Here is a 20,380-nt window from a genome sequence, read left to right as displayed (position 1 = left end):
CGGCGATCAGTCTGCAGATAAATCCCGTAGGGTGCGTGGCAGGCTGTTCATGCACTCTGCGCCAGATGCGGTGACGAGGAACTGGTCCTCGATCATCAACGCACCCACGCCTTCCCCATAAAACGGCGCTTCGAGCGCAACGACCATGCCGGGAAGAATGAGTTCCGGATTGTCGTGGGAAAAGAACGGCCATTCCTCGATACCCACGCTGCCACCAACGGAGTGGCCGAAGTGGCCGCGATAATATTCACCGAAGCCGTCCTTGCGCATCGAGGCCAGCATGGCGGCGTGCACTGCACCGAATGTATTGCCCGGGCGGAGCGCGTCCAGCCCGCGGGCGAAGGCCGCTTCCAGAGCCTTGAAGATATCGCCCGCCAAAGGCGAAACCGGCCCCCATGAAAAAGTCCGCGCGCCATCCGAAGAATAACCGTCCACCAGCGTACCTACATCGGCCTTGATCAGCGCACCCGGCGCGACCGCTGCCGTCATATCCGACAAAGCCGGGCCGACCGAAATGAAGTCCCAATGCCCGGTCAACGAAAAACCTGATTTCGCGGCATATGCCTGCGCGCCGGATTTCCAGGCGGCGGAGAGTTGACCAAGGGCCGCCCCCGGTCGGACGGCGGCTGCCATCTCGACCAGCCCCGCCTCGGCGGCGGCTGACGCCTGCCTGAGAAGTTTGATCTCGCGTTGGGATTTCACCGCCCTCAGACGTTTCAGCACCGTCGAACCATCAACCCAATTCACCTCGGGCAGCGCCTGACGCAGGGCGAAAAAATCGGCGGCGGGCATGAATTCAAGGTCGGCACCGATCCGCGCCGCGGACAGTCCGCGCTCCCGCAGCAGATCGGATAGCAGGCCGAAGCAGGCGGTACGATCAAATGTCTCCGGCCGCGGCCCACCGGAATTGTTGCGGCGATAGGCATCATCCACCTGCGCGATGGTTTCCACACCCGAAAGATCGACCAAATCGATCCAGATGCGATGGCAGCGCAGATCGATATCAGGTGCCGCCCTCCTGATGATCGGCGCGGCATGATCACTGACGACGGCGGCCAGCCCTGCCCCGGAAGCGGCAGGCACCAGCGCAATTGCGGAACCCGCTTTGCCCCACATGGTCGCAACACCGGCAGGCGCACCAACCGCATAACGAAAGGCCTCGGGCTGGAACAGTACCAGCGCATCAATCTCCGCCTCCCGCATCAGCTGCTGGGCGCGGCCTCGGTCGATATCGCTCATGGGAACTCCGGTGATTGTTTGGCGGCAGGTTTGTGAACCTACGCTTTAGCAGTCACCGGGATAGGAAAGAAGGTGGAAGATGATGTCACAACCCTGAGATTCATCAGTGTGAGCGAGCGGATGCCCCTTGTTTCTTCTCCCCGCCGGGGAGAAGTCCGCGGCAGCGGGATGAGGGGGCTCGCTCTCCGAAATCCGGCAACGTTCCCCCCTCATCCGACCCTTCAGGCCACCTTCTCTCCGGCGGGGAGAAGAAATATGCCGCAACGGCTTGCCCTATCCGAAAGAGGCGGCGGATAAATCCGTAGCCTCAATCCACTCTTACGCCTCCAGCCACTTCACCTGCTCATCCGTCAGCGCAATATCAAGCGCCGAAAGACTGTCCTCCAGCTCCGCAATCGTGCGCGGCCCGATCAGCGGGATGACCGGGAAAGGCTGGGCGATGACATAAGCGAGAGCGATATGGATTGGGTGGCGCCCGAGTTTCTGCGCAAGCTCGATCGCCCGATCGCGACGGACGAAATTGCGGTCGGAATACCAGACGCGGACGATTTCCTCATCGTCATGCTTGTCCCGCCCTGCCCGCTCGGTGAAGAAACCGCGCCCCTGGCTGGACCATGCGAAATTGGGGATTTGTCGGGATTTCAGCCATTCTTTCCATTCGTCATCCGATGCCGCCACGCAGCCTGCCCAGATGGGATCGAGCATTTCGGCAAGCGAGAAATTGTTGGAAAGCGCGCCGGGGGCCTGTTTGCCGTTCTTCTGCGCGTAAGCCGCGGCCTCATCCATGCGTTCGCGCGTCCAGTTCGAGCCGCCGAAAATGCCGCGAATGCGCCCACGCCGGACTTCAGCATCCATGGCATCAACGAACTCGCCCACCGGGATGTCGAGATTATCGCGATGCATGAAATAAACATCGACGTAATCCGTCTTCAGACGCTCCAGCGACTGATCTAGCTGTTTGGCGATCATATCGGGATAGCAGAGCGGCGAATGCGCGCCCTTGCCGATCAACACGATCTCTTCGCGCGGCACGTTGCGGCTGGTGTGCCAGTCGCCGAAAATCGCCTCCGTTTTGCCGCCGCCATAGACATAGGCCGTATCGAAGAGATTGCCGCCCGCCTCGTAAAACGCATCGAGCGTCAGGGATGCGGAAGCGAAATTGGGGAAAAACTCGAAGCCGAGCGCGACTACCGAAGCGGGTTTGGCAAGGCCCGGTATCTGCCGCTTCGGGACCGTATTTCCGGATACAACCTTACCACCTGCTATATTGGCGGTGCGCGACGTCGCCTTTTCGACGCTGTATTCCAGCCCGACGCAAGCCCGCCACTGGTCCATGACGCGCAGGTTGCCGAGGCTGTCCGCCCAGGCCATGCCAGGTGCCGCGAATTCGTGTCTGCCCTGGCGAATTGCCTCGCCCGCCGCATCGACCTCAAAGGAATAAAGCCAGCGATCCTCGGGCAATTCGATGGTTTCGACCTTGTCGCCCCTGATGATATCGATCCGGCCGGTGCCACCCTTGTGGCCGGCAGCAAACCAGAAATCCTTGACCTCGATGCGCCCTTCCGAGCCGATGATGCGCAGCACATTGTCCTGCGCCGCCATGATCGAGCACGAGACTTCGGCGACGATGCCGTTTGCGAATTTCAGCACGGCCGAGGCCCATTCATCAACGCCCGACTGGCCGAGATGCGCCGCACCCGCGACCTTTTCCGGTTCGGCGAAAGGTTTGCCCTCCACGGCACCTGCGATCATCCGCACCATGGAAACCGGATAACCACCGACATCGAGAATGCCACCACCCGCGGTTTCATTGGCGAACAGCCGGTGATCGGCCCGGAACGAGCCCATGTTGAAACCGAAGCTGGAGCGGATGATGCGGATATCGCCCACCGCGCGGGCTTTCACCAGTTCCAGCAGCTTCGCCGTCTGCGGATGCAGGCGATACATATAGGCCTCGCCGGCGAAGACGCCTGCCTTTTTCGCCTCGTGGAAAATGGCGTCGGCATCATAGGCCGAGAGCGCGATGGGCTTTTCCACCAGCACGTTCTTGCCGGCCCGGATCGCCTTGATCGCCCATTCGGCATGGCCGGTATGGGGTGTGGCGATATAGACCGCATCGATAGTAGGATCGGCAAGCAGCGCGTCGTACCCATGGATGATGCGCGCGCCGGCAAAAGCTTCTGCAAGGCCGGGCTTGTCCGGATTGCGGGTGGCGATGGCCTCTAACCTGCCGGTGCGGGAATGGGCGATACCGTCAGCAAAGGTTCTGGCGATGGTGCCCGGGCCGATGATGCCCCAGCGGATCGGTTGTTCGGTGGTCATGAAATCCTCGTCTTTCGTATCGGTCTTGGGTGCTTGGGAAAGGGTTCAGCGCAGGCGTTCGCCCTTGCTGTCGAAAAGGAAAGCCCGGCGGGCGGAAAGGCCGACCGTCAGCCGGTCGCGATTGCCGACATCACGCGATTCCGGCCGCTCGATGATGATCTGCTCGCCGCCTTCGGTTCGGGCATAGACATAGCTGGTATTGCCGAGATGCTCGGCGACATCGACATGCACGGTGAGATCGGCATCGCCCCCGCCCGCATCGGCAAAATGCTCCGGCCGGATGCCGAGCGAGACCCTGGCGCCCTCGTTGACGCGCTCTTTGATCGGCAAAGTCAGCCGCACCGCAGGATCGCTGTCGAGGGCGAGCGTGACGCTGTCGGCGCCGCCGCCGATGACAGTGGCGTCGAGAAAGTTCATCTTCGGCGAGCCGACAAAGCCGGCGACAAAGCGGTTGGCGGGATCATCGTAAAGATCGAGCGGCGCACCCACCTGTTCGATATTGCCCGCCCGCAGGACCACGATCTTGTCGGCCAGCGTCATCGCCTCGGTCTGGTCATGCGTCACATAGATCATCGTGGTGCCGAGTTGCTTGTGCAGGCGCGAAATTTCGACGCGCATCTGCACCCGCAGTTCCGCATCGAGGTTGGACAGAGGCTCGTCGAACAGGAAGACCTGCGGCTCGCGCACAATGGCCCGGCCGATGGCCACACGCTGCCGCTGGCCGCCGGAAAGCTGTTTCGGCCGGCGATCCATCAGTTCATTGATCTGCAGGATTTCGGCGGCGCGGTTGACCCGCTTTTCCGTATCGGCCTTTGGGTTGCCGTTCATCCTGAGGCCGAAGGAGAGGTTTTCGGCTACCGTCATGTGCGGATAAAGTGCATAGGACTGGAACACCATGGCAATGCCACGATCGGCCGGATCAGCATCACTGACCGTCTTGCCGCCAATCACGATATCGCCACCGGAAATATCCTCCAGCCCCGCGATCATTCTGAGAAGCGTGGATTTTCCGCAGCCGGACGGGCCGACAAAAACGACGAATTCCCCGTCTTTCACCTCAAGGTTGGCGCCATGGATCACCTCCAGCGCACCGTATCGCTTGACCACGTTTTTGAGCGAAAGTTCCGCCATGCGGCCTCCCCTTACTTGACTGCCCCGGCTGAAATGCCGGCGATGAAGTGACGCTGCAGGACCACGAAAACCACGAGAATGGGTGCGGTCAGCAGCACCGCGCCGGCCATGATGCCGCCCCATGACACCTTGGTGAGCCCGATAAGGGTGCCAAGCGCCACGGGTGCGGTCATCATTCCTGGGCGGGAATTGATGAGAAGCGGCCAGAGGTAATTGTTCCACGAGGCCAGGAAGAGAATGATGGAGAGCGCCGCCATTGTGGGCCGCGCCAAGGGCAAAGCAATGCGCAGAAAAATCTGCCATTCCTTGACGCCTTCCACCCGCGCGGCATCGAAAAGCTCCGTCGGCATCATCGAGAAGGATTGCCGCATGAACAGCACGCCGAGCGAGTTGAAGAGCGGCGGCACGATCAGCGCCACCCAGGTATTGGCGAGCTTGAATTCCCGCGCCACCATGATGAATTGCGGAATGACGACGACTGCAAACGGCAGGGTGATGGTGCCGAGAATGATGGCGATCACCACGCCCCGTCCCGCAAAACGGTAACGCGCCAGCGCCCAGCCCGCCATCGACGTCAGGAAGACCGAAAGGACGGTGTAAATGCAGGCGACGGTGATCGAGATGAACATGGCCCTGAGGAAATTCGTATCCGCCTGCAGGTTGTTGAAATTCTCGATGAAGTTGGTGGACGGCACCAGAACGATATCGGGGCTGAAGATGCCGTAATCCGGCATGGTCGAGAACACGAACATCATCCACAGCGGAAACAGCCAGATGACGGCAAGTGGCGTCATCACCGCATGCAGCGCGATCTTTTGCCAGAAAAGCGATCTCGATTTCGATCTCATTTCGGCTCCCTCCCGACCCAGAGATTAAGCAGCGAAATGGCGATGGCGAGCGCCGCCATGGTGTAGGCGATGGCCGAGGCGTACCCGAAATTGAGCGAGGTGAAGCCCTGCCGATAAAGGAAAAGTCCCAGCGTTTCCGTGCCGCCGCCCGGCCCGCCCCTGTTGGTGATGAGGAAGGGTTCGGCAAAGAGCTGCATGGTGCCGATGACCGACAGGACAACGCAGAACAGGATGATGGGCTTGAGGAGCGGCAGCGTGATATGAAAGAACTGCTGGCGCTTGCTCACCTTGTCCAGCGTCGCCGCCTCATAGACATCGCCGGGGATCGATTGCAGACCGGCGAGAATGATGATGGCATTATACCCCGCCCAGCGCCATGTCACCGCGATGATGACCAGCGCCATGGCCGCATTGGCATTGTCGAACCACGAGATGGACGAAAGGCCGACTGACGTGATGAGCTTGTTGATGATGCCAAAATCGGCGCTGAACATCAGCCGGAACACCGCCGCATAGGCCACCTCACCGACAACGACAGGCGCGAAGAAGGCAAAACGATAGAGCGGCCGCGCCTTCAGCAGCGGCGAATTCAGGAGCACCGCCATGACGGTGGCGAGCGCGATCATGACCGGCACCTGAATGACCAGAATGATCAGCGTATTGTAGAGCGCGTTATAAAAAGCCGGATCGGAGACGAGCCGCCCCCAGTTCATGGACGGTGCAAACCGCCACGGGTTAATGCGGGTATTCTGGAACGACAGCATGAACGAGCTGATGATCGGCCAGACCCAGAAGGTGGCGAAAATCAGGAGATAAGGTGCAAGGAACGCATAAGCGATCCTGTTCCTAGACGGCATGACGACCTCCAGATGCCGGACATGGACCGGATAAATGGAAAAGCTTGAAGGCCTGCCCGATTTCGAGGGCGAGACCATTGCAGGGCGGTTCGGCCTATTTCTTCTCCCCAAGGGGGAGAAGGTGGCCCGAAGGGTCGGATGAGGGGGGTAGCTCGCGATCTATCACCAACGTTGCCCCCTCATCCCGCTGCCGCGGACTTCTCCCCCTCGGGGAGAAGAAGCCCGTGGCACCCGCTCGGTCCTGGCCGCGGGCTTACTGCGCGACAGGCAGCCCCGTGGCCGTTTCGATCTGCTTTGCCGCATCATCGAGCGCAGCCTTCGCATCGGGATAGCCACCTGCGAAATATTTCGTCTGCGTCGCCTTGTAGATCGCATCCGCATCGGACTGGAATGCCGTGCCGCGGCTTGGAACGATCTTCGGCAGCGTGGCGAGAATATCGGTCCAGACCGCCTGCCCGCCCCAATAGGGGTGCTTTTCCTTCACGAAGGGATCGTCGATGGCTGATAGCAGCGAGGGAACGAGGCCGAAGGATTTCAGCATCGTCACCTGGCCCTCATTCGTGGTCAGCGCGTAATCGATGTATTTCCATGCGGCTTCCTTGTGCTCGGACGTCGAACTGATCGCCAGCGAAGACCCGCCAAGATTGGCCGCATGCGGACCGTCAGGCGTGAGGCTCGGCATCAGATAGACGCCCCATTTGCCCGCGAGATCGGGCGAGCCGGAGCGGATCGTGCCCTCGTACCAGGCGCCATACATCTGGCTTGCCGCCTTGCCGGCGGTATTGGCCTGGATCTTTTCATCCCAGATCGCCGCCGTGATGATGCCGGCGTCCTTCATTTCCTTGACCTTTTCAAGGGTCGCGACACAGGCGGGCTGGTTGATGGTAATGTTCTGGCCATCGGTCGAAAAGTAACCGCATCCCTGCTCATTGGCGATCATGCGGAACCATTCGCTATCGCCGTTGAAGTCGGCCTGCGCCATGACCGTTCCGGGATTGGCAGCCATGACCTTCTCGCCGGCGGCGATGAAATCATCCCAGCTCTTGATGGTGGCCGGATCGACGCCCGCCTTTTCATAGAAGTCGCGGCGATAGAAAACCGCTACCGGGCCGGAGTCCCACGGAACCGCATAGGCTACACCGTCAACCTCCAGTTCCGTGCGCTTGAAATCAGGAAAAAGCGCCTGTTTCTCAGGCGTATAGCCAAGCTCGGTCAGATTGGCGAAACAATCGGGAAAACGGCTCCAGAACAGTTCCGCTTCGAAATTTTCAATGGTGACGATATCAGGAAGACCATCGCCCCCGGCGGCGCAGGCGGCCAGCGTCTTGTCAAAAACCTGATTGTTTCCAAGGTCTTCAACGACGATCTTGATATCCGGATTCTGCTTGTTGAAGCCCTCTACCGTGGATTTCAGCGCGGAAGCCGCGACATTCCAGCTCCAGATGGTGACGGTCTCGGTTTGCGCGAAAGCCGGGGCTGCAAGAAGCAGCATGGCCGTAGACGCGCCAAGAAATTTCAAGCACATTGAAAACCTCCCTTTTTCAATTGCCGTTCTTCAGCGAACATGGGCACATTACCGGCGGCAGGAAATCTGTCTCGTAAAAAGGGAACATCGATTTGGCGGAAAGTAAGATTGCTGAAAGAGCCTTCTACCAGCCGGGTGCAAGCAGCATCGAAGGCATGCCGACAACCCTTCAGCTTTTTCACAATCACCCGCCCATCATGCTCAGGCCACACTGGCACGCGCAGGTGGAGGTGAATTACGTGATGGCGGGATCGGTGCATTATCGCATGGGCGATCATGACCTTACGCTTAATTCCGGCCAGATGTGCATCTTCTGGGGTGGCCAGCCGCACCAGATGGACCACTCTTCCGACGATTCGTTTTACGCCGGCGCGCATCTTCCGCTCGTGCACTTTTTCCGCATGCGCCTGCCCGCTACCGTTTCGAGCCTGCTGATGGGCGGTGCGACGATGGTGAGTGCTGAGACGGACAAGGCAGACGCCGAAAATTTCGGCCGCTGGTTTCGCTATGTCACCTCCGGCGACCCGGCGAAAGCCCAGCACGCGGTGGAAGAATTGCTGCTCAGGGTCGAGCGGATGTTCCTCGAGCCATACTCCGTCATATCTTCCGCCGCCAGCGGCAAACGCAGAGAGAATGATGAGGGCATGGCGCCCTCCATCGGCGTGGTACGCATGTGCGATTTCATTGCCGCCAATTTCCTCGACGATATCGACGCAACCGACATCGCCCGCGCCGCCGCGCTTCACCCGAAATATGCGATGAACCTGTTCCGCAAATCCACCGGCATGACGCTGATCAAATATCTGACCCTGCTCCGGCTTTCGCGCGCGCAGGCCATGCTGATGACGGGCAAGGACAATATCCTGCAGATCGCCATGGAAAGCGGTTTCGGCTCGGTCAGCGCATTCAACAAGGCATTCCGCCAGATATCAGGCATGTCGCCTTCCGATTTCCGCCGCGACATGCGGGCGGCGGCGGCTTAGGGTGCCCTCCTCATTCCTGTGCTCGTCACAGGGATGAGGTTGAGTGAGCACCCCAACCCTAGCCACCCATCTCTTCAAAATCGGGAAAAGCAGCGCTGCGCTGCCGCGCCGCCTGGCGATAAGCCCGGGGCGAGCTGCCCAGCATTCGCCGGAACATCGTTGTAAAAGCGGGGATGTTTTCATAACCGGCATCCAGCGCCACGTTCGTCACGGCCTCCCCCGCCGCCAGCCGCGGCAGGGAGGCGAAGATGCAGGCCTGCTGACGCCATGTGGCGAAGCTCACCCCCAGTTCCTTGCGAAACAGACGCGTAAAGGACCGGCGGCTGATGCCCATGGCCGCCGCCCAGTCATCGATCTCCACCCGCGCCACGGGCCTGTTGAGGAAATCCCGGCAAAGCGCTGCCAGCCGCTGATTGTCCGGAAATGGCAAACCCAAAGGGCGTTCCGGCAGGCGGTTCACTTCATCCAGCAAAAGTGCGCGCACGAGACCCTGCCGGTGAAAAGCAGCTGGCTGATGTTCCTCGGCCAGCAATTCGGAAATCAGGCTCGAGGCGAGATCTGTTATTTCCACGACCCTTGGAGACGTTGCCTGGAAGAGATCGGGATGGACATAGATGGAGTGCATCTCGACATTGGAGATGACTTCGGCCTCATGTTGCAGACCGGCGGGAATGAGCAGCCCGTGACCCGGCGGTATCATCCAGCGCCCATCCGCCGTGCTGACCAGCACCACCCCCCGGCGCGCGCACCATATCTGCACGCGACTATGGTTATGGGGCGGAGTGCGATGCCCCGTCGGATAGATGCGATGGAGCGCCAGCACCGGCTCATTGGTGCCGTCGATCAATTTCAGGCTGCGCTCATGCTCCTCGAGCGTCACACCGACTGTCTGTCGCGATTTGATTTTTGCCATTTGGCCCACTCACAAAGAAACTCGTCCAGAACACAAATGCAGGCCAGACACAATATGAATAAAAGCGGGAGCAAATAAAGACATGTTTCCCGTTTCATCGGCGGGGATCTGGAGAGGATAATTCATGGCCACCGTCACCAGCACCGGGTTCAACCCGCAACGCACGGCGTTTTCAATCATCGCAGCCGCGAGCTTCTGCCACATGCTGAACGACATCATGCAATCGCTGCTGACGTCGCTTTACCCGTTGCTGAAAGCCAATTACGCGCTCGATTTCGTACAGATCGGACTGCTTACCTTCGCCTTTCAGGTCACGGCATCGCTGCTGCAGCCGGTCGTCGGCATGGTGACAGACCGTTGGCCCATGCCGTTTTCCCTGCCCGTGGCCATGCTCTCCACCTGCGCCGGCCTCATCACGCTCGCCTTTGCCCATAGTTTCGAGGTTCTGGTGATTGGCGCCTGCCTCATCGGCATCGGCTCGGCGATCTTCCATCCCGAAGCCTCGCGCGTTGCCCGCCTGGCATCCGGCGGCCGCCATGGTCTGGCGCAGTCCTTCTTCCAGGTGGGTGGGAATACCGGCACGGCCATCGGCCCGCTGCTCGCCGCCTTCATCGTCATTCCATTGGGCCAGTCGAGCCTCAGCTGGTTCTCGCTGATTGCGCTCCTCGGCTTCGGCGTGCTGTCCTGGGTCGGCGTCTGGTATACCCGCCACCGCCGCGCAACCGTCGGCAAGGCTCCGGCCAGCCGCGCCCTGCCGCTCTCACGCGGAACCGTGATGATGACGCTTCTGGTGCTGGTGGTCCTGACCGCCACCAAGAATGCCTATCTCGCCAGCCTGTCGAGCTACTTCACCTTCTACACCATCGACAGGTTCGGCCTTGGCGTGCAGGACGCGCAGGTACTGCTGTTCCTCTTCCTCGGGGCTTCGGCACTGGGCGTGTTCTTCGGCGGCCCGATCGGTGACCGTTTCGGCTCGCGCGTCGTCATCTGGTTCTCGATCCTCGGCGTCATTCCCTTCGCGTTGATGCTGCCCTATGCGAACCTGTTCTGGACAGCCGTTCTGGTCGTCGTCATCGGCTTCGTCTTCTCTTCCGCTTTCTCGGCCATCGTCGTTTTCGCGCAGGAGCTTGTGCCGGGCCGCGTCGGCCTCATCGCCGGCATGTTCTTCGGTTTCGCCTTCGGTTTCGGCGGCATCGGAGCTGCGGTTCTGGGGGTCTATGCGGATAAGGAAGGCATTGAATTCGTCTACCGCATCTGCTCCTACATGCCGCTGCTCGGCCTTTTGACGGTCTTCCTGCCGAAACTGCCGAGCCACCGCTAAAAGCCTCGCGTTCAACGCTTTTCAACACGGCGGTCACCTGTGATACTCGGGTGACCGCCGTATTCCGTTGAGCAAAGCCCTATCCATGCAAATCCCGATAAAATCGATCCTCGTTTTCCACGCCGCGGCAAGGGCGGGCAGCATTTCCCGGGCGGCGGAAGAGTTGAGCGTGACGCCTTCGGCCGTTTCCCAGCAGATCCAGCTGCTGGAAGGCCAGCTCGGCACGACGCTGATGGCGCGGACGGGCCGCAAGGTGACATTGACGGAAGCGGGCGAGCGCTATTTTTCGATGATCACCGCCCAGATTGAGCAGATATCCGACGCGACCGACAGCATTCGTGGTTTCCGTTCCGTCACGGCACTGACGATCCGGGCGACGCCGACCATTTCCAACAAATGGCTTCTGCCGCGTCTCGGCTCCTTTCTGGAGGAGCATCCTGAACTGGAAGTGCGCTTGGACGGCACCAACGAGCCGACCGATTTTTCGCAGGAGCTCGTCGATGTGGAGCTGCGCCACGGCGATGGTCGTTGGCCGGGCCTCTTCGTGGAAGGGCTGGTGGAAGAGGAATTCCTGCCGGTGTCCTCACCGGACTATGCCGCCACCGGAAGCCTTCAGGCCGCCGATCTGCTCGAACTGCGGCTCATTCATTCGGTGAAGGCGCAGGCGCAGTGGACGCACTGGTTCCCGATGGCGGGCGTGCATTCAGACAAAAGATGGCGGCGCGTGCTGTTCGACCGCAGCCATATGGCCATCGACGCCGCGGCCGGCGGTCTGGGCGTCGCGCTGGAAAGCACGCTGATGATGGAACGGGAACTGAGTACCGGAGCGCTTGTCTGCCCTGTCATCGACGCACCGCGCATCAAGCTCGTTACCCAATGGATCGTTTGCCCGCATTCTCACCTGCGGCAGCGAAAGGTGACGCTTTTCCTGGAGTGGATGCGAAAACAACGCGACGAGTGGCGTGACCGTCGCGTTGTCTGAGTTTTTCAGGCGTACTGTTTCGGCTCAGTAGAGACCCATCAGCCGTATCGGCCCAAGCGTCAGGATCGGGAAAAGCACCAGCGCAAATATGGCGAGCGTCAGCACCGTCATCGGCGCCAGCGAACCGCGGATGACATCCTCGATCTTCATATTCGCGACCTGGGCTGCGGCAAACAGGCAGACCCCGACTGGCGGCGTCACCAGCCCGAGCGTCAGCGTCATGACAGTCACGATCAGGAAATGGATCGGATCGATACCGAGCGCTTCGACCGGCGGCATCAATACCGGAATGAGGATGAACATGGCGGGGATCGCTTCCATGAAAATGCCGATGATCAGCAGGAACACGAAGATCACGAGCATGCCCGTCATCGGCCCGAGGTTCATCGCCTTCAAGAGTTCGGCGACCTGTTCCGGCAGGCCGTCAAAGGTGAAGACCCAGGCAGCCAGCTGCGAAGTGGCGGCGATGAACAGGATGGTTCCGGAAATGCGTGCCGTCGAGATGAGGATTTCCGGCAGTTCGCGCACCGGCAGCGTGCGGTAGACGATGACGCCGAGCACCGCGACATAAACGACCGCGATGGCAGCGGCTTCCGTCGGCGTGAACAGGCCGCTGGCGATGCCGATGATGAGGATCAGCGGGGTGAGCATCGGCAGGATGGCGCGAAGTCCGGTGATGACAACCAGACGGAAGTTGAAGGGGGTCGGCGGGTTATATCCGTAGTGCACGGAATAGAAGTGATTGAAGACCAGGAAGGCGAAGGCGATGAAGAGGCCGGGCACCAGGCCCGCGATCAGCAATGTGCCGATGGACACGTTGGCGATGGAGCCGGCAATGACGATCAGGATCGACGGCGGAATGATCGAGGAGAGCGTGGAGGTGCAAAGCGTCATGCCGACGGCATAACCCTTCGGGAAGCCATGCCGCTCCATCGCCTTGATCTCGATGGCGCCGACAGAGGCGATGTCGGCGACGGACGAGCCGGAGACACCGGAAAAAATCACCGAAGAGATGACGTTGACGTGACCGAGGCCGCCGGGCAACCAGCCCACCATGGCCTCGGCGAAATCGAAAATGCGCTCCGCAACACGCCCCCGCTCCATGACGGTGCCGACGAGGATGAACAGCGGCACGGCGACGAGCAGGAAGGAGTTCATGGACGAGAACATCGTCTGCGACAGCAGGTCCATCGGCATGGAGGTAAAGAGCCAGAGCGTGCCGACGCTGGCGAGCGCCAGCGCAATGGCAAGCGGTACACCGAGCATGCTGAGACCGAAAAAGGCGACGAGAAGAAAGACCGACATGAATCAATGTCCTGCTGAAATGGAGATGTCGGCGTGTGCGATCTCGTCCGCCGGCAGGCCAAGCTCGGGAAGCGCGATGAGCTCCCGGCGGCTGCGCAGCGATTCGACGATGGCGAGCACGGCGATGATGGCGGAGACCGGCAGAACGATGCCGATGGTCCACATCGGGATGGGAAGCGTGGCGGCGGTTTCGTTCATCATGACCTGCTGGCGCACCATGGTCAGGCCCGTCCAGCCCATCATGCCGAAGAAGAACACGGATGAACCGACGTAGATCGGCACCGCGAGCCGCCGGAAGAAGCGGTGAAACAGCACGAGAAACACCACAACACGGGCGCTTTCAACGGTGCGGAAGCCGGCGGCGAGGCCCAGAAACACCATCCAGATGAAGAGAAAGCGGGTCGCTTCCTCGGTCCAGGGGAGAGGACTGCCGATGAGGCGGCCAATGACCTGGAGGAGCACGACGATGAGAATGCCGGCGCAGGCCGCGCCTGCGGCCACATCGGCGATGAGTCTTACGATGGTGCCGAGCACCGAAGGTTTCGTATCGTTCATGACAATACCCTTCCACTGCTGAAACCGGATATCCGGTAAAACGAATGCCACCCTGCCCTCACGGCAAGACGACCCTGCCTGACATTTGGGAAGGCCGGATCGAAACCCGGCCGTCCGTTTGCGGAAAGGTCAGTTCGTCTTGAGGAACGCCTGCGTCTTGTCGAAGAAGGCCTGATCCTTCACCAGAGCGGAGAATTTCGCCGAAAGGCCGGCCGCCACGGCCACGAAAGCCTTGCGCTCGTCATCGGTCAGCGCGTTCACCTCCATGCCGTTCTTTTTCAGCGTTTCCAGTGACTTGTCGATATCGGCAGCGTCGTTCTGCGCCTTCCAGGCCTCCGTTTCCACGGCGGCCTCCTTGAGCGCGGTCTTGAAGTTCTCATCAAGACCTTCAAAACGGGCAGGATTCATGCCCAGCACCCAGGCGTCGGCGATGTGGTTGCTGATCGTCAGGTATTTCTGCACCTCGTAGAGCTTGGCGCTGACCGGCACATTGACCGGATTTTCCTGCCCGTCGACCACCTTGAGCTGGAGGGCATTATAGACTTCGGCAAAAGCCATCGGCGTCGGGGCGGCCCCCATGGCGCCGAAGAATTCAACCCAGAGCGGATTGTTCGGCACCCGCAGCTTCATGCCCTTCAAATCGGCTGGGGATTTGATCGGCGCCCTCGAATTGGTGATCTGGCGCAGCGGCCGTGACCAGAGATCGAGCCCGAGAATGCCGATCTTGCTCAGATCGCTGGAAAGCTCCTTGCCGAGATCGCTGTCGAGATAGACCCGGAGCTGGTCGATATCGCGGAACTGGTAGGGAATGGCGATAGCTGTGAATTTCGGGTTGAACGTCGCGTAGAGCGATGTCGAATTCAGGAGCATGTCAAGCGAGCCGCCGGCCAGCTGCTTGACGCCCGCCGAAGGATCGCCGCCATAAAGCGTACCGTTGGGGAATACCTTGATCTTGAGTTTGCCGTCGGTCTTTTTTGAAACCAGTTCCGCGAACTTGTTGGCGGAAAGCGTGATTTCGGAATTGTCTGCATCCGGCGTCGACAGCGTCAGCGTCTCGGCCCGTGCAATCGATGCGACCAGCATGGTGGCGGCAAGGGCCAGCCCGTAAAGTTTTGAAATTTTCATGTGTTCCTCCCTTTGTTGTGTCTTAAACAGTTTCGAGCGTTCCTCCGAACGCATTCATGCGCTTAATTTCAAGGATCACACCGCTGTGATCAAGCTCGCCCGCACCATGCTCGACCATGGAGCGAAACAGCCGGTCAACCTCCTCGCTGACCGGTAATGTCAGGCCGCGGCTTCTGGCGAAGGCCAGCGCCGTGGACGTATCCTTGACCTGATATTTCGCCGGCCCGCCGGGGCGGAAATCGCCCTCAACCATGCGTTTTCCGTGCTGACGGAAGACGGTGGAATCGGCAAATCCGCCAAGCAGGGCGTGGCGCACCTGTGCCGGGTCCGCTCCCCCTTCTTCCGCAAGGGTGAGAGCTTCGGCAACGGCGCAGATTGTCGAGGCGACGATCAGCTGATTGGCAAGCTTGGCCAGAGAGCCGCAGCCCACCGGCCCTACGTGCGTGACGCGGCCAAGACAACCGAAGAGCGGCCGCAGCGCATCCACATCCCGCTGTTCACCCCCGGCCATGATGGCGAGCGTTCCTTCGATCGCTCCCTTTTCACCGCCGGACACGGGCGCATCGACATATCTGACGCCGCATGCCAGGGCGACTTCAGCCTGTTCAATTGCAATTTCAACGGGAATGGAACTCATGACCAGCAGAACCGCACCGAGCTTCATGGCTGAAACGATGCCCGGCGAACCGAGCAGAACATCGTTGCAGACCGGCCCGGAACTCAGCATGCAGAGCACCACATCCGCTTCGGCCGCAGCCTCGGCAGCCGTTACGGTCGGCTGCACGCCCTTCTCCGCCAGAACCGCAGCCTTGTCGGCACTGCGGTTCCAGGCCTTGACGGAAAACCCGGCCTCTGCCAGGCGCGCCGCCATGGGTGCGCCCATGATACCCGTACCGATAACGGCGACCTGGCGGATGTCTGCCATCGTTCCCATCCTTCAAAGCCATTGCCGGTTCAGGAAGCGCACCGGCAGTTCTTCTTCGATAAGCGCCGGGAACGCCTCGCGGAATCGGTCGAGATGCGGTGTCTTCAGGTGGTCGTCAAAAGCCTGTTTGTCGTCATAGACCTCGTAGAACACCACATTGTTTCCCGTTTCCGGCCGCACCACGTCGAATTGCCGGCAACCCGGTTCATCACGAACCGAATGGGTGGCGTCATCACGCGCAGCGTCGAGAAAGGCCTCCATCGCGTCGGGCTTGACCCGAAATTCCGCTATCACCACGAAGGCCCCCTTCGACATGTCCTGATCCCCGCCCGTCACGCCGCAGCGTCCTTTTGCGGGCGGAAGCGGTTTTCCATGTCCTGACGCAGCTTCACCACGTCGAGATCGTTGACCAGCTCCACATCGTCGAAGCTGACGATCTGGTCTTTCCCGATGGCGCGCTTCAGCTTGACGTTATGGGCGAGGCCGATCGGCAGCGCTTTCATGTCCAGGCTGCGGGTCGCTGGAATGGCGTTCGCCCAGACCGCATAACCGCCCTCGCCGTCCAGCATTTCGCCGGGCTGCATGTCCTTCTTGGCTGTGGCGACGGCATCGCCGCGGAACTCCTTCGAGCAGCCGGTTGCCTCGTTTCGCAATACGGCAGAGAGCACGCTGATCGAGGTTTCGAGTCCGATGATATGGAACGGACGCCACATGGAGGCGTACCAGCCGGACGGATCGGTCAGCAGGCCATATTGCTTGAAGCAGGCGCGGGCATATTCATTATGCGCCTTGAACGTGACGAAGACGCCGTAACGGATGTTGTTGAACACCTCGCGTCCATCCGGTTCCTGGCTTGCGGCGATATCCACCAGGCCTGAACGGGCCATGCGGCCGCCATCGGCGGCGGGACGGAAAACACGGGCGAGATCGTGCAGGCCGGCGGGCGGGAAAGCCAGACCGTCATCCGGGCAATCCAGCCCCGTACCATTGGCGACAGCCGCCATTTCGATGGCCGCCTTGGTGCCATCGGTGAAGGAATTATACATTTTCGGATTGAAGTCGCCCTTGGCCACTTCCTCGTCCGTCCAGCCGAAATAACCCCAGACCGTGTCGGGCGTCGAATAACGGTAACGCGGCTCGAAGTTCATGCCCTTGCCGGCGGAAACGACCTCGAAGCCGGTGGCGCGCGCCCAGTCGACAAGCTCGCAGATCAACGCCGGCTGGTCGCCGTAAGCCATGGAATAGATCAGGCCCTTGGCGCGGGCCTTTTCGGCAAGGATCGGGCCGACCATGACGTCGGCTTCGACATTGACCATGACGACGTGTTTGTTGTGGTCGATGGCGCCCAACGCGTGGCGGGCACCGGCCAGCGGATGGCCGGTGGCCTCGATGACGCATTCGATCTCACCGCAGGCGAAAAGCTCGTTCACGTCGTCGGTCACATAGGTCTTGCCGCTCTTCAGCGCCTCGGCGCAGCTCTTCGCATCGTAGCGCTCCTTCGGCCAGCCGACGCGATCCAGCGATTCCTTCGCCTTTCCGACATTGAGGTCCGCAACGGCGACCATGTGGAAACCGGCGATGCGCTGCGCCTGCGCCAGCACCATGGAGCCGAACTTGCCCGCGCCGATGAGACCGACGCGGACAGGCCTGCCGCCGGCCGCACGTTCTGACAGAAGAGAATAGAGGTTCATGTTTCATCATCCTTCGCTGGGGAAATTGCTGGCGAGAATGTCCAGTCAGCCCGGCGAAAACCATGCGATACCGCGGCTGCGAGGCTCCCCTCACGGCACTGGAGACATGGCAATCTGACGTTCCTCCCGAAGCCCGGCACACCTGTGCGCCGGCTCTCGCGGTCGCCTCCCAAAGCAACCTTGAGAACAGAGTAGGAGCGTTCAAATATTAGTTCTATTTAGAAAATCACATTTTTATTTTAGTTTTTCTAACGACCCTCAGGCCGATTTCCGCAGCATCAGATCGGCGCTGAGCAGGATGCGCTCCCGCATTCGGGTGGCATCGTCTGCCTCCTCGTTCAGTTTCTGAAACAGCAGCTCGATCGACAGCCTGCCGATCTCGTTGTAGTTCTGCGCCACGGTGGTGATGGGTGGGCAGGCATAACGCGCCAGCGGATGATCGTCGTGGCCAGCGACCCTTAGATCGTAATCGGCGCCGTGGCCAACCCTGATGCCCTTCTGAAAAGCCGCGGCGATGACGCCGAAGGCGATGCGGTCATGGGCGCACAGGATCGTCCGCGAGGGCAGAAGCGTGCGCCGTTCCAGAAGCCGGCCTGCTTCCTCGAAAGCAAACCGTTCAAACTCCCATGTGATGTCGCCCGGGACGTTAATCACATGTGGCTCGAAGCCGAGTTGTTGCATGGCCTCCACATAGGCCGTGCGGCGCGTGGCGGCATTGGTATTGACCTGCGGCATGTCGAAGAAACAGGGCGGTTCTCCCGACCGGCAGAGATAATCCACCATCAGTCCCACGCTCTGCCGGTTATCTGTGCCGACAAAGGCGGACGTCTCGTCGAGTGGCGAATCGACATAGACGATCGGGACAGTGGCCGCGAGTTGCTCCAGCGTAGCGCGATGGGATTTGACGCCAAGCGGCGCGATGATGGCACCCGCCACGTTCATCGACTTGAAGGTGCGGATGGCGCGGTCTTCGATTTCGGGCTTGCCGTCCGATGAAAGCACGAAGGCCAGAAACCCGGCTTCGCTGGCGATGAGCTCGATACGGCTCGTGAGCGCCATATAAAAGGGGTCGGTGGAACTCGGGATGATGATGCCGATGATGTTGGAACGGCGGCGGTTGAGGTTGACGGCGAAAATGTTCGGCCGAAACCCGGATTTCTTCAGCGCATCCTCGATGGCATCCCGCGTCTTCTTGCGGACCGAGGCCGGGTCATTGAAGTATTTCGAAACGGTCGGGCGGGAAAGGCCGACAAACTCCGAAAACTCCTCCATCGTCCTGATAGATTTGGCCAAAGTGCTTGCCCCCATGAACGTCACAGGTGGCACTTTACATCGACGGGCCTTCGCACGAAAAGCCGGTCCGATGCGGTTATCAACGGCCAAACGATCAATCGGCCGCAAATTAGAGTTTTATAGTGGTCGGATCGGACAACTCGAAAGCTCCGGTCCGTCCCTGTCAGGGCGAAAAGTCGACGGGGGTGGACGGCCAGAACCGATGGCAAGCTCGAGCTCAGGCTCGGTCAGGCCGTTTCATCACGCCGATGACAGCAGAGCGATCCCGGCCTGAATGATACGAGCGAAATCAGGGTGGCCGAAGCCACCCTGAAACTTTTCGGCTGAACGGCGGTCTTATTGCCCGAGTACAGCGGCCGAGATGGTCTCGATATTGTGGTTGACCATGTCGATATAGGTCGCGGCCGGGCCATCGGCCGTGGAAAGCGCGTCGGAATAAAGCGTGCCGCCAACCTTCAGGCCGGTTTCGCTGGCGATCTGGTCGATCAGCCGCTTGTCGGTGATGTTTTCGACGAAGATGGCCGAAGCCTTGTCGTGTCTGACCTGGTCCACCAGCTTGGCGACATCGGCGGCAGAGGCTTCGGACTCCGTCGAGATGCCCTCCGGCGCGAGGAAATTCAGGCCATAGGCATGCTCGAAATAACCGAAGGCATCATGCGACGTGATGATGACGCGCTTCTCCGGCGGGATCGCGGCGATCTCCGTCTTCACCTTCTCGTTCAGAGTGGCAAGCTTGGCGACATAGGCGTCGGAATTCGCGGTATAGGTCGCGCAGCCGGGTTTGTCGGCCTTGCAAAAGGCGCCGGCTATGTTCTTCACGTAGATTTGGGCATTCTTGATGGACTGCCAGGCATGGGGATCGTACTCGCCATGATGGTGATGTCCTTCGTGGCCATGGTCGTGATCGTGGGCGTCAGCCGTTTCGTGCTTGTGGCCGGCTTCCCCGGTCTTGTGGTCGTGAGCCTCCTCTTCCTCGGCCTCAGGATGGGCGTGGCCGGCGGGCTCGTCGGAAAGCCTGAGCGGCTCGACACCCTTGGTCAGCTCGACAACCGGCGCCTTCGTGCCGCTCGTTTCAATCAGCCGCTTCAGAAAGCCTTCGAATTCCAGGCCGTTGACCAGCACGACATCCGCCTTGCTGACGGCGACAGCATCGGCAGGGCGCGGCTCATAGACATGGGCATCGCCATCCGGCCCGACGAGCGTGGTGACCTCCACACGATCCCCACCGACATTTTTCGCGAAGTCGGCGATGATCGAGAAGCTGGCGACGACCTTCAGTTCGGCGGCGGAAGCCTGCGCCGTCAGAACCGGTGAGAGGGAAAGAAGACTGGCGTACGTGGCTAAGCGGAAGGTTTTGAACATTGG

The 20,380-nt window shown here is 60.5% G+C and carries 18 protein-coding genes; 3 read left to right on the top strand and 15 right to left on the bottom strand.

Going from position 1 to position 20,380, the window contains the following annotated elements; all coding sequences use genetic code 11:
• Positions 1-6: 6 nt before the first annotated feature.
• The 6 genes from EGT36_RS26430 to EGT36_RS26405 all read right to left on the bottom strand — a co-directional run bounded on the left by EGT36_RS26430 (position 7) and on the right by EGT36_RS26405 (position 7,922).
• A complete protein-coding gene (locus EGT36_RS26430) occupies positions 7-1,239 on the bottom strand; it encodes a M24 family metallopeptidase (RefSeq protein WP_125271375.1) in 1,233 nt (410 codons plus the stop codon).
• A gap of 318 nt (positions 1,240-1,557) precedes the next feature.
• Complete coding sequence (locus EGT36_RS26425) at positions 1,558-3,561, bottom strand: aldo/keto reductase (RefSeq protein ID WP_125271374.1); 2,004 nt, start codon at positions 3,559-3,561, stop codon at positions 1,558-1,560.
• A 45-nt stretch (positions 3,562-3,606) separates the two neighbouring features.
• The gene (locus tag EGT36_RS26420; protein WP_125271373.1) at positions 3,607-4,692 is read right to left on the bottom strand and encodes an ABC transporter ATP-binding protein; all 1,086 of its coding nucleotides are present in this window, start codon (positions 4,690-4,692) and stop codon (positions 3,607-3,609) included.
• 11 nt (positions 4,693-4,703) lie between these two features.
• The gene (locus EGT36_RS26415) at positions 4,704-5,540 is read right to left on the bottom strand and encodes a carbohydrate ABC transporter permease (protein WP_112766303.1); all 837 of its coding nucleotides are present in this window, start codon (positions 5,538-5,540) and stop codon (positions 4,704-4,706) included.
• Positions 5,537-6,397 (bottom strand): carbohydrate ABC transporter permease, encoded by an 861-nt coding sequence (locus tag EGT36_RS26410; RefSeq protein WP_112766341.1) that lies wholly within the window; start codon positions 6,395-6,397, stop codon positions 5,537-5,539. The genes EGT36_RS26415 and EGT36_RS26410 overlap by 4 nt, the downstream gene beginning before the upstream one ends.
• Positions 6,398-6,650: 253 nt before the next feature.
• The gene (locus tag EGT36_RS26405) at positions 6,651-7,922 is read right to left on the bottom strand and encodes an ABC transporter substrate-binding protein (RefSeq protein ID WP_125271372.1); all 1,272 of its coding nucleotides are present in this window, start codon (positions 7,920-7,922) and stop codon (positions 6,651-6,653) included.
• An 86-nt stretch (positions 7,923-8,008) separates the two neighbouring features.
• Between EGT36_RS26405 and EGT36_RS26400 the strand changes: the two genes are divergently transcribed.
• On the top strand, positions 8,009-8,905 hold the full coding sequence (locus EGT36_RS26400) for a helix-turn-helix domain-containing protein (protein WP_169692187.1): 897 nt from the start codon (positions 8,009-8,011) through the stop codon (positions 8,903-8,905).
• A gap of 58 nt (positions 8,906-8,963) precedes the next feature.
• On the opposite strand, the gene EGT36_RS26395 is transcribed toward EGT36_RS26400, so the two are convergent.
• Positions 8,964-9,818 (bottom strand): AraC family transcriptional regulator, encoded by an 855-nt coding sequence (locus tag EGT36_RS26395; protein WP_004445008.1) that lies wholly within the window; start codon positions 9,816-9,818, stop codon positions 8,964-8,966.
• Positions 9,819-9,942: 124 nt separating this feature from the next.
• On the opposite strand from EGT36_RS26395, the gene EGT36_RS26390 reads away from it, so the two are divergent.
• Together EGT36_RS26390 and EGT36_RS26385 are read left to right on the top strand one after the other, a co-directional pair.
• The gene (locus tag EGT36_RS26390) at positions 9,943-11,139 is read left to right on the top strand and encodes an MFS transporter (RefSeq protein ID WP_004445010.1); all 1,197 of its coding nucleotides are present in this window, start codon (positions 9,943-9,945) and stop codon (positions 11,137-11,139) included.
• A gap of 85 nt (positions 11,140-11,224) precedes the next feature.
• Complete coding sequence (locus EGT36_RS26385) at positions 11,225-12,121, top strand: LysR substrate-binding domain-containing protein (RefSeq protein WP_006700384.1); 897 nt, start codon at positions 11,225-11,227, stop codon at positions 12,119-12,121.
• Positions 12,122-12,145: 24 nt separating this feature from the next.
• Here the strand turns inward: EGT36_RS26385 and EGT36_RS26380 are convergent, their stop codons facing one another.
• From EGT36_RS26380 to aztC, 8 genes are all read right to left on the bottom strand, one after another.
• A complete protein-coding gene (locus EGT36_RS26380; protein WP_004445017.1) occupies positions 12,146-13,426 on the bottom strand; it encodes a TRAP transporter large permease in 1,281 nt (426 codons plus the stop codon).
• Positions 13,427-13,429: 3 nt separating this feature from the next.
• Positions 13,430-13,981, bottom strand: coding sequence for a TRAP transporter small permease (locus EGT36_RS26375; protein ID WP_004445019.1), 552 nt, complete (start codon positions 13,979-13,981; stop codon positions 13,430-13,432).
• A gap of 129 nt (positions 13,982-14,110) precedes the next feature.
• Complete coding sequence (locus EGT36_RS26370) at positions 14,111-15,106, bottom strand: DctP family TRAP transporter solute-binding subunit (RefSeq protein ID WP_035210337.1); 996 nt, start codon at positions 15,104-15,106, stop codon at positions 14,111-14,113.
• Positions 15,107-15,128: 22 nt separating this feature from the next.
• Positions 15,129-16,031, bottom strand: a complete 903-nt coding sequence (locus EGT36_RS26365; protein WP_125271371.1) for an NAD(P)-dependent oxidoreductase — start codon at positions 16,029-16,031, stop codon at positions 15,129-15,131.
• 12 nt (positions 16,032-16,043) lie between these two features.
• Complete coding sequence (locus EGT36_RS26360) at positions 16,044-16,346, bottom strand: putative quinol monooxygenase (RefSeq protein WP_034497555.1); 303 nt, start codon at positions 16,344-16,346, stop codon at positions 16,044-16,046.
• A gap of 17 nt (positions 16,347-16,363) precedes the next feature.
• Positions 16,364-17,722 (bottom strand): NAD(P)H-dependent oxidoreductase, encoded by a 1,359-nt coding sequence (locus tag EGT36_RS26355; protein WP_125271370.1) that lies wholly within the window; start codon positions 17,720-17,722, stop codon positions 16,364-16,366.
• 258 nt (positions 17,723-17,980) lie between these two features.
• Positions 17,981-18,994: a LacI family DNA-binding transcriptional regulator gene (locus tag EGT36_RS26350; protein WP_006700382.1), complete on the bottom strand. Its 1,014-nt coding sequence runs from the start codon at positions 18,992-18,994 to the stop codon at positions 17,981-17,983.
• A gap of 357 nt (positions 18,995-19,351) precedes the next feature.
• Entirely contained in the window at positions 19,352-20,377 is a 1,026-nt protein-coding gene (gene aztC, locus EGT36_RS26345) for a zinc ABC transporter substrate-binding protein AztC (RefSeq protein WP_125271369.1), read from the bottom strand.
• Positions 20,378-20,380: the final 3 nt, after the last annotated feature.

Origin of the sequence: Agrobacterium sp. FDAARGOS_525 (genome assembly GCF_003938925.1) — a bacterium.
Classification (GTDB): domain Bacteria; phylum Pseudomonadota; class Alphaproteobacteria; order Rhizobiales; family Rhizobiaceae; genus Agrobacterium; species Agrobacterium pusense.
Note: the sequence above shows the minus strand (reverse complement) of the source record. Positions and strands in the feature narration are given on the sequence as shown.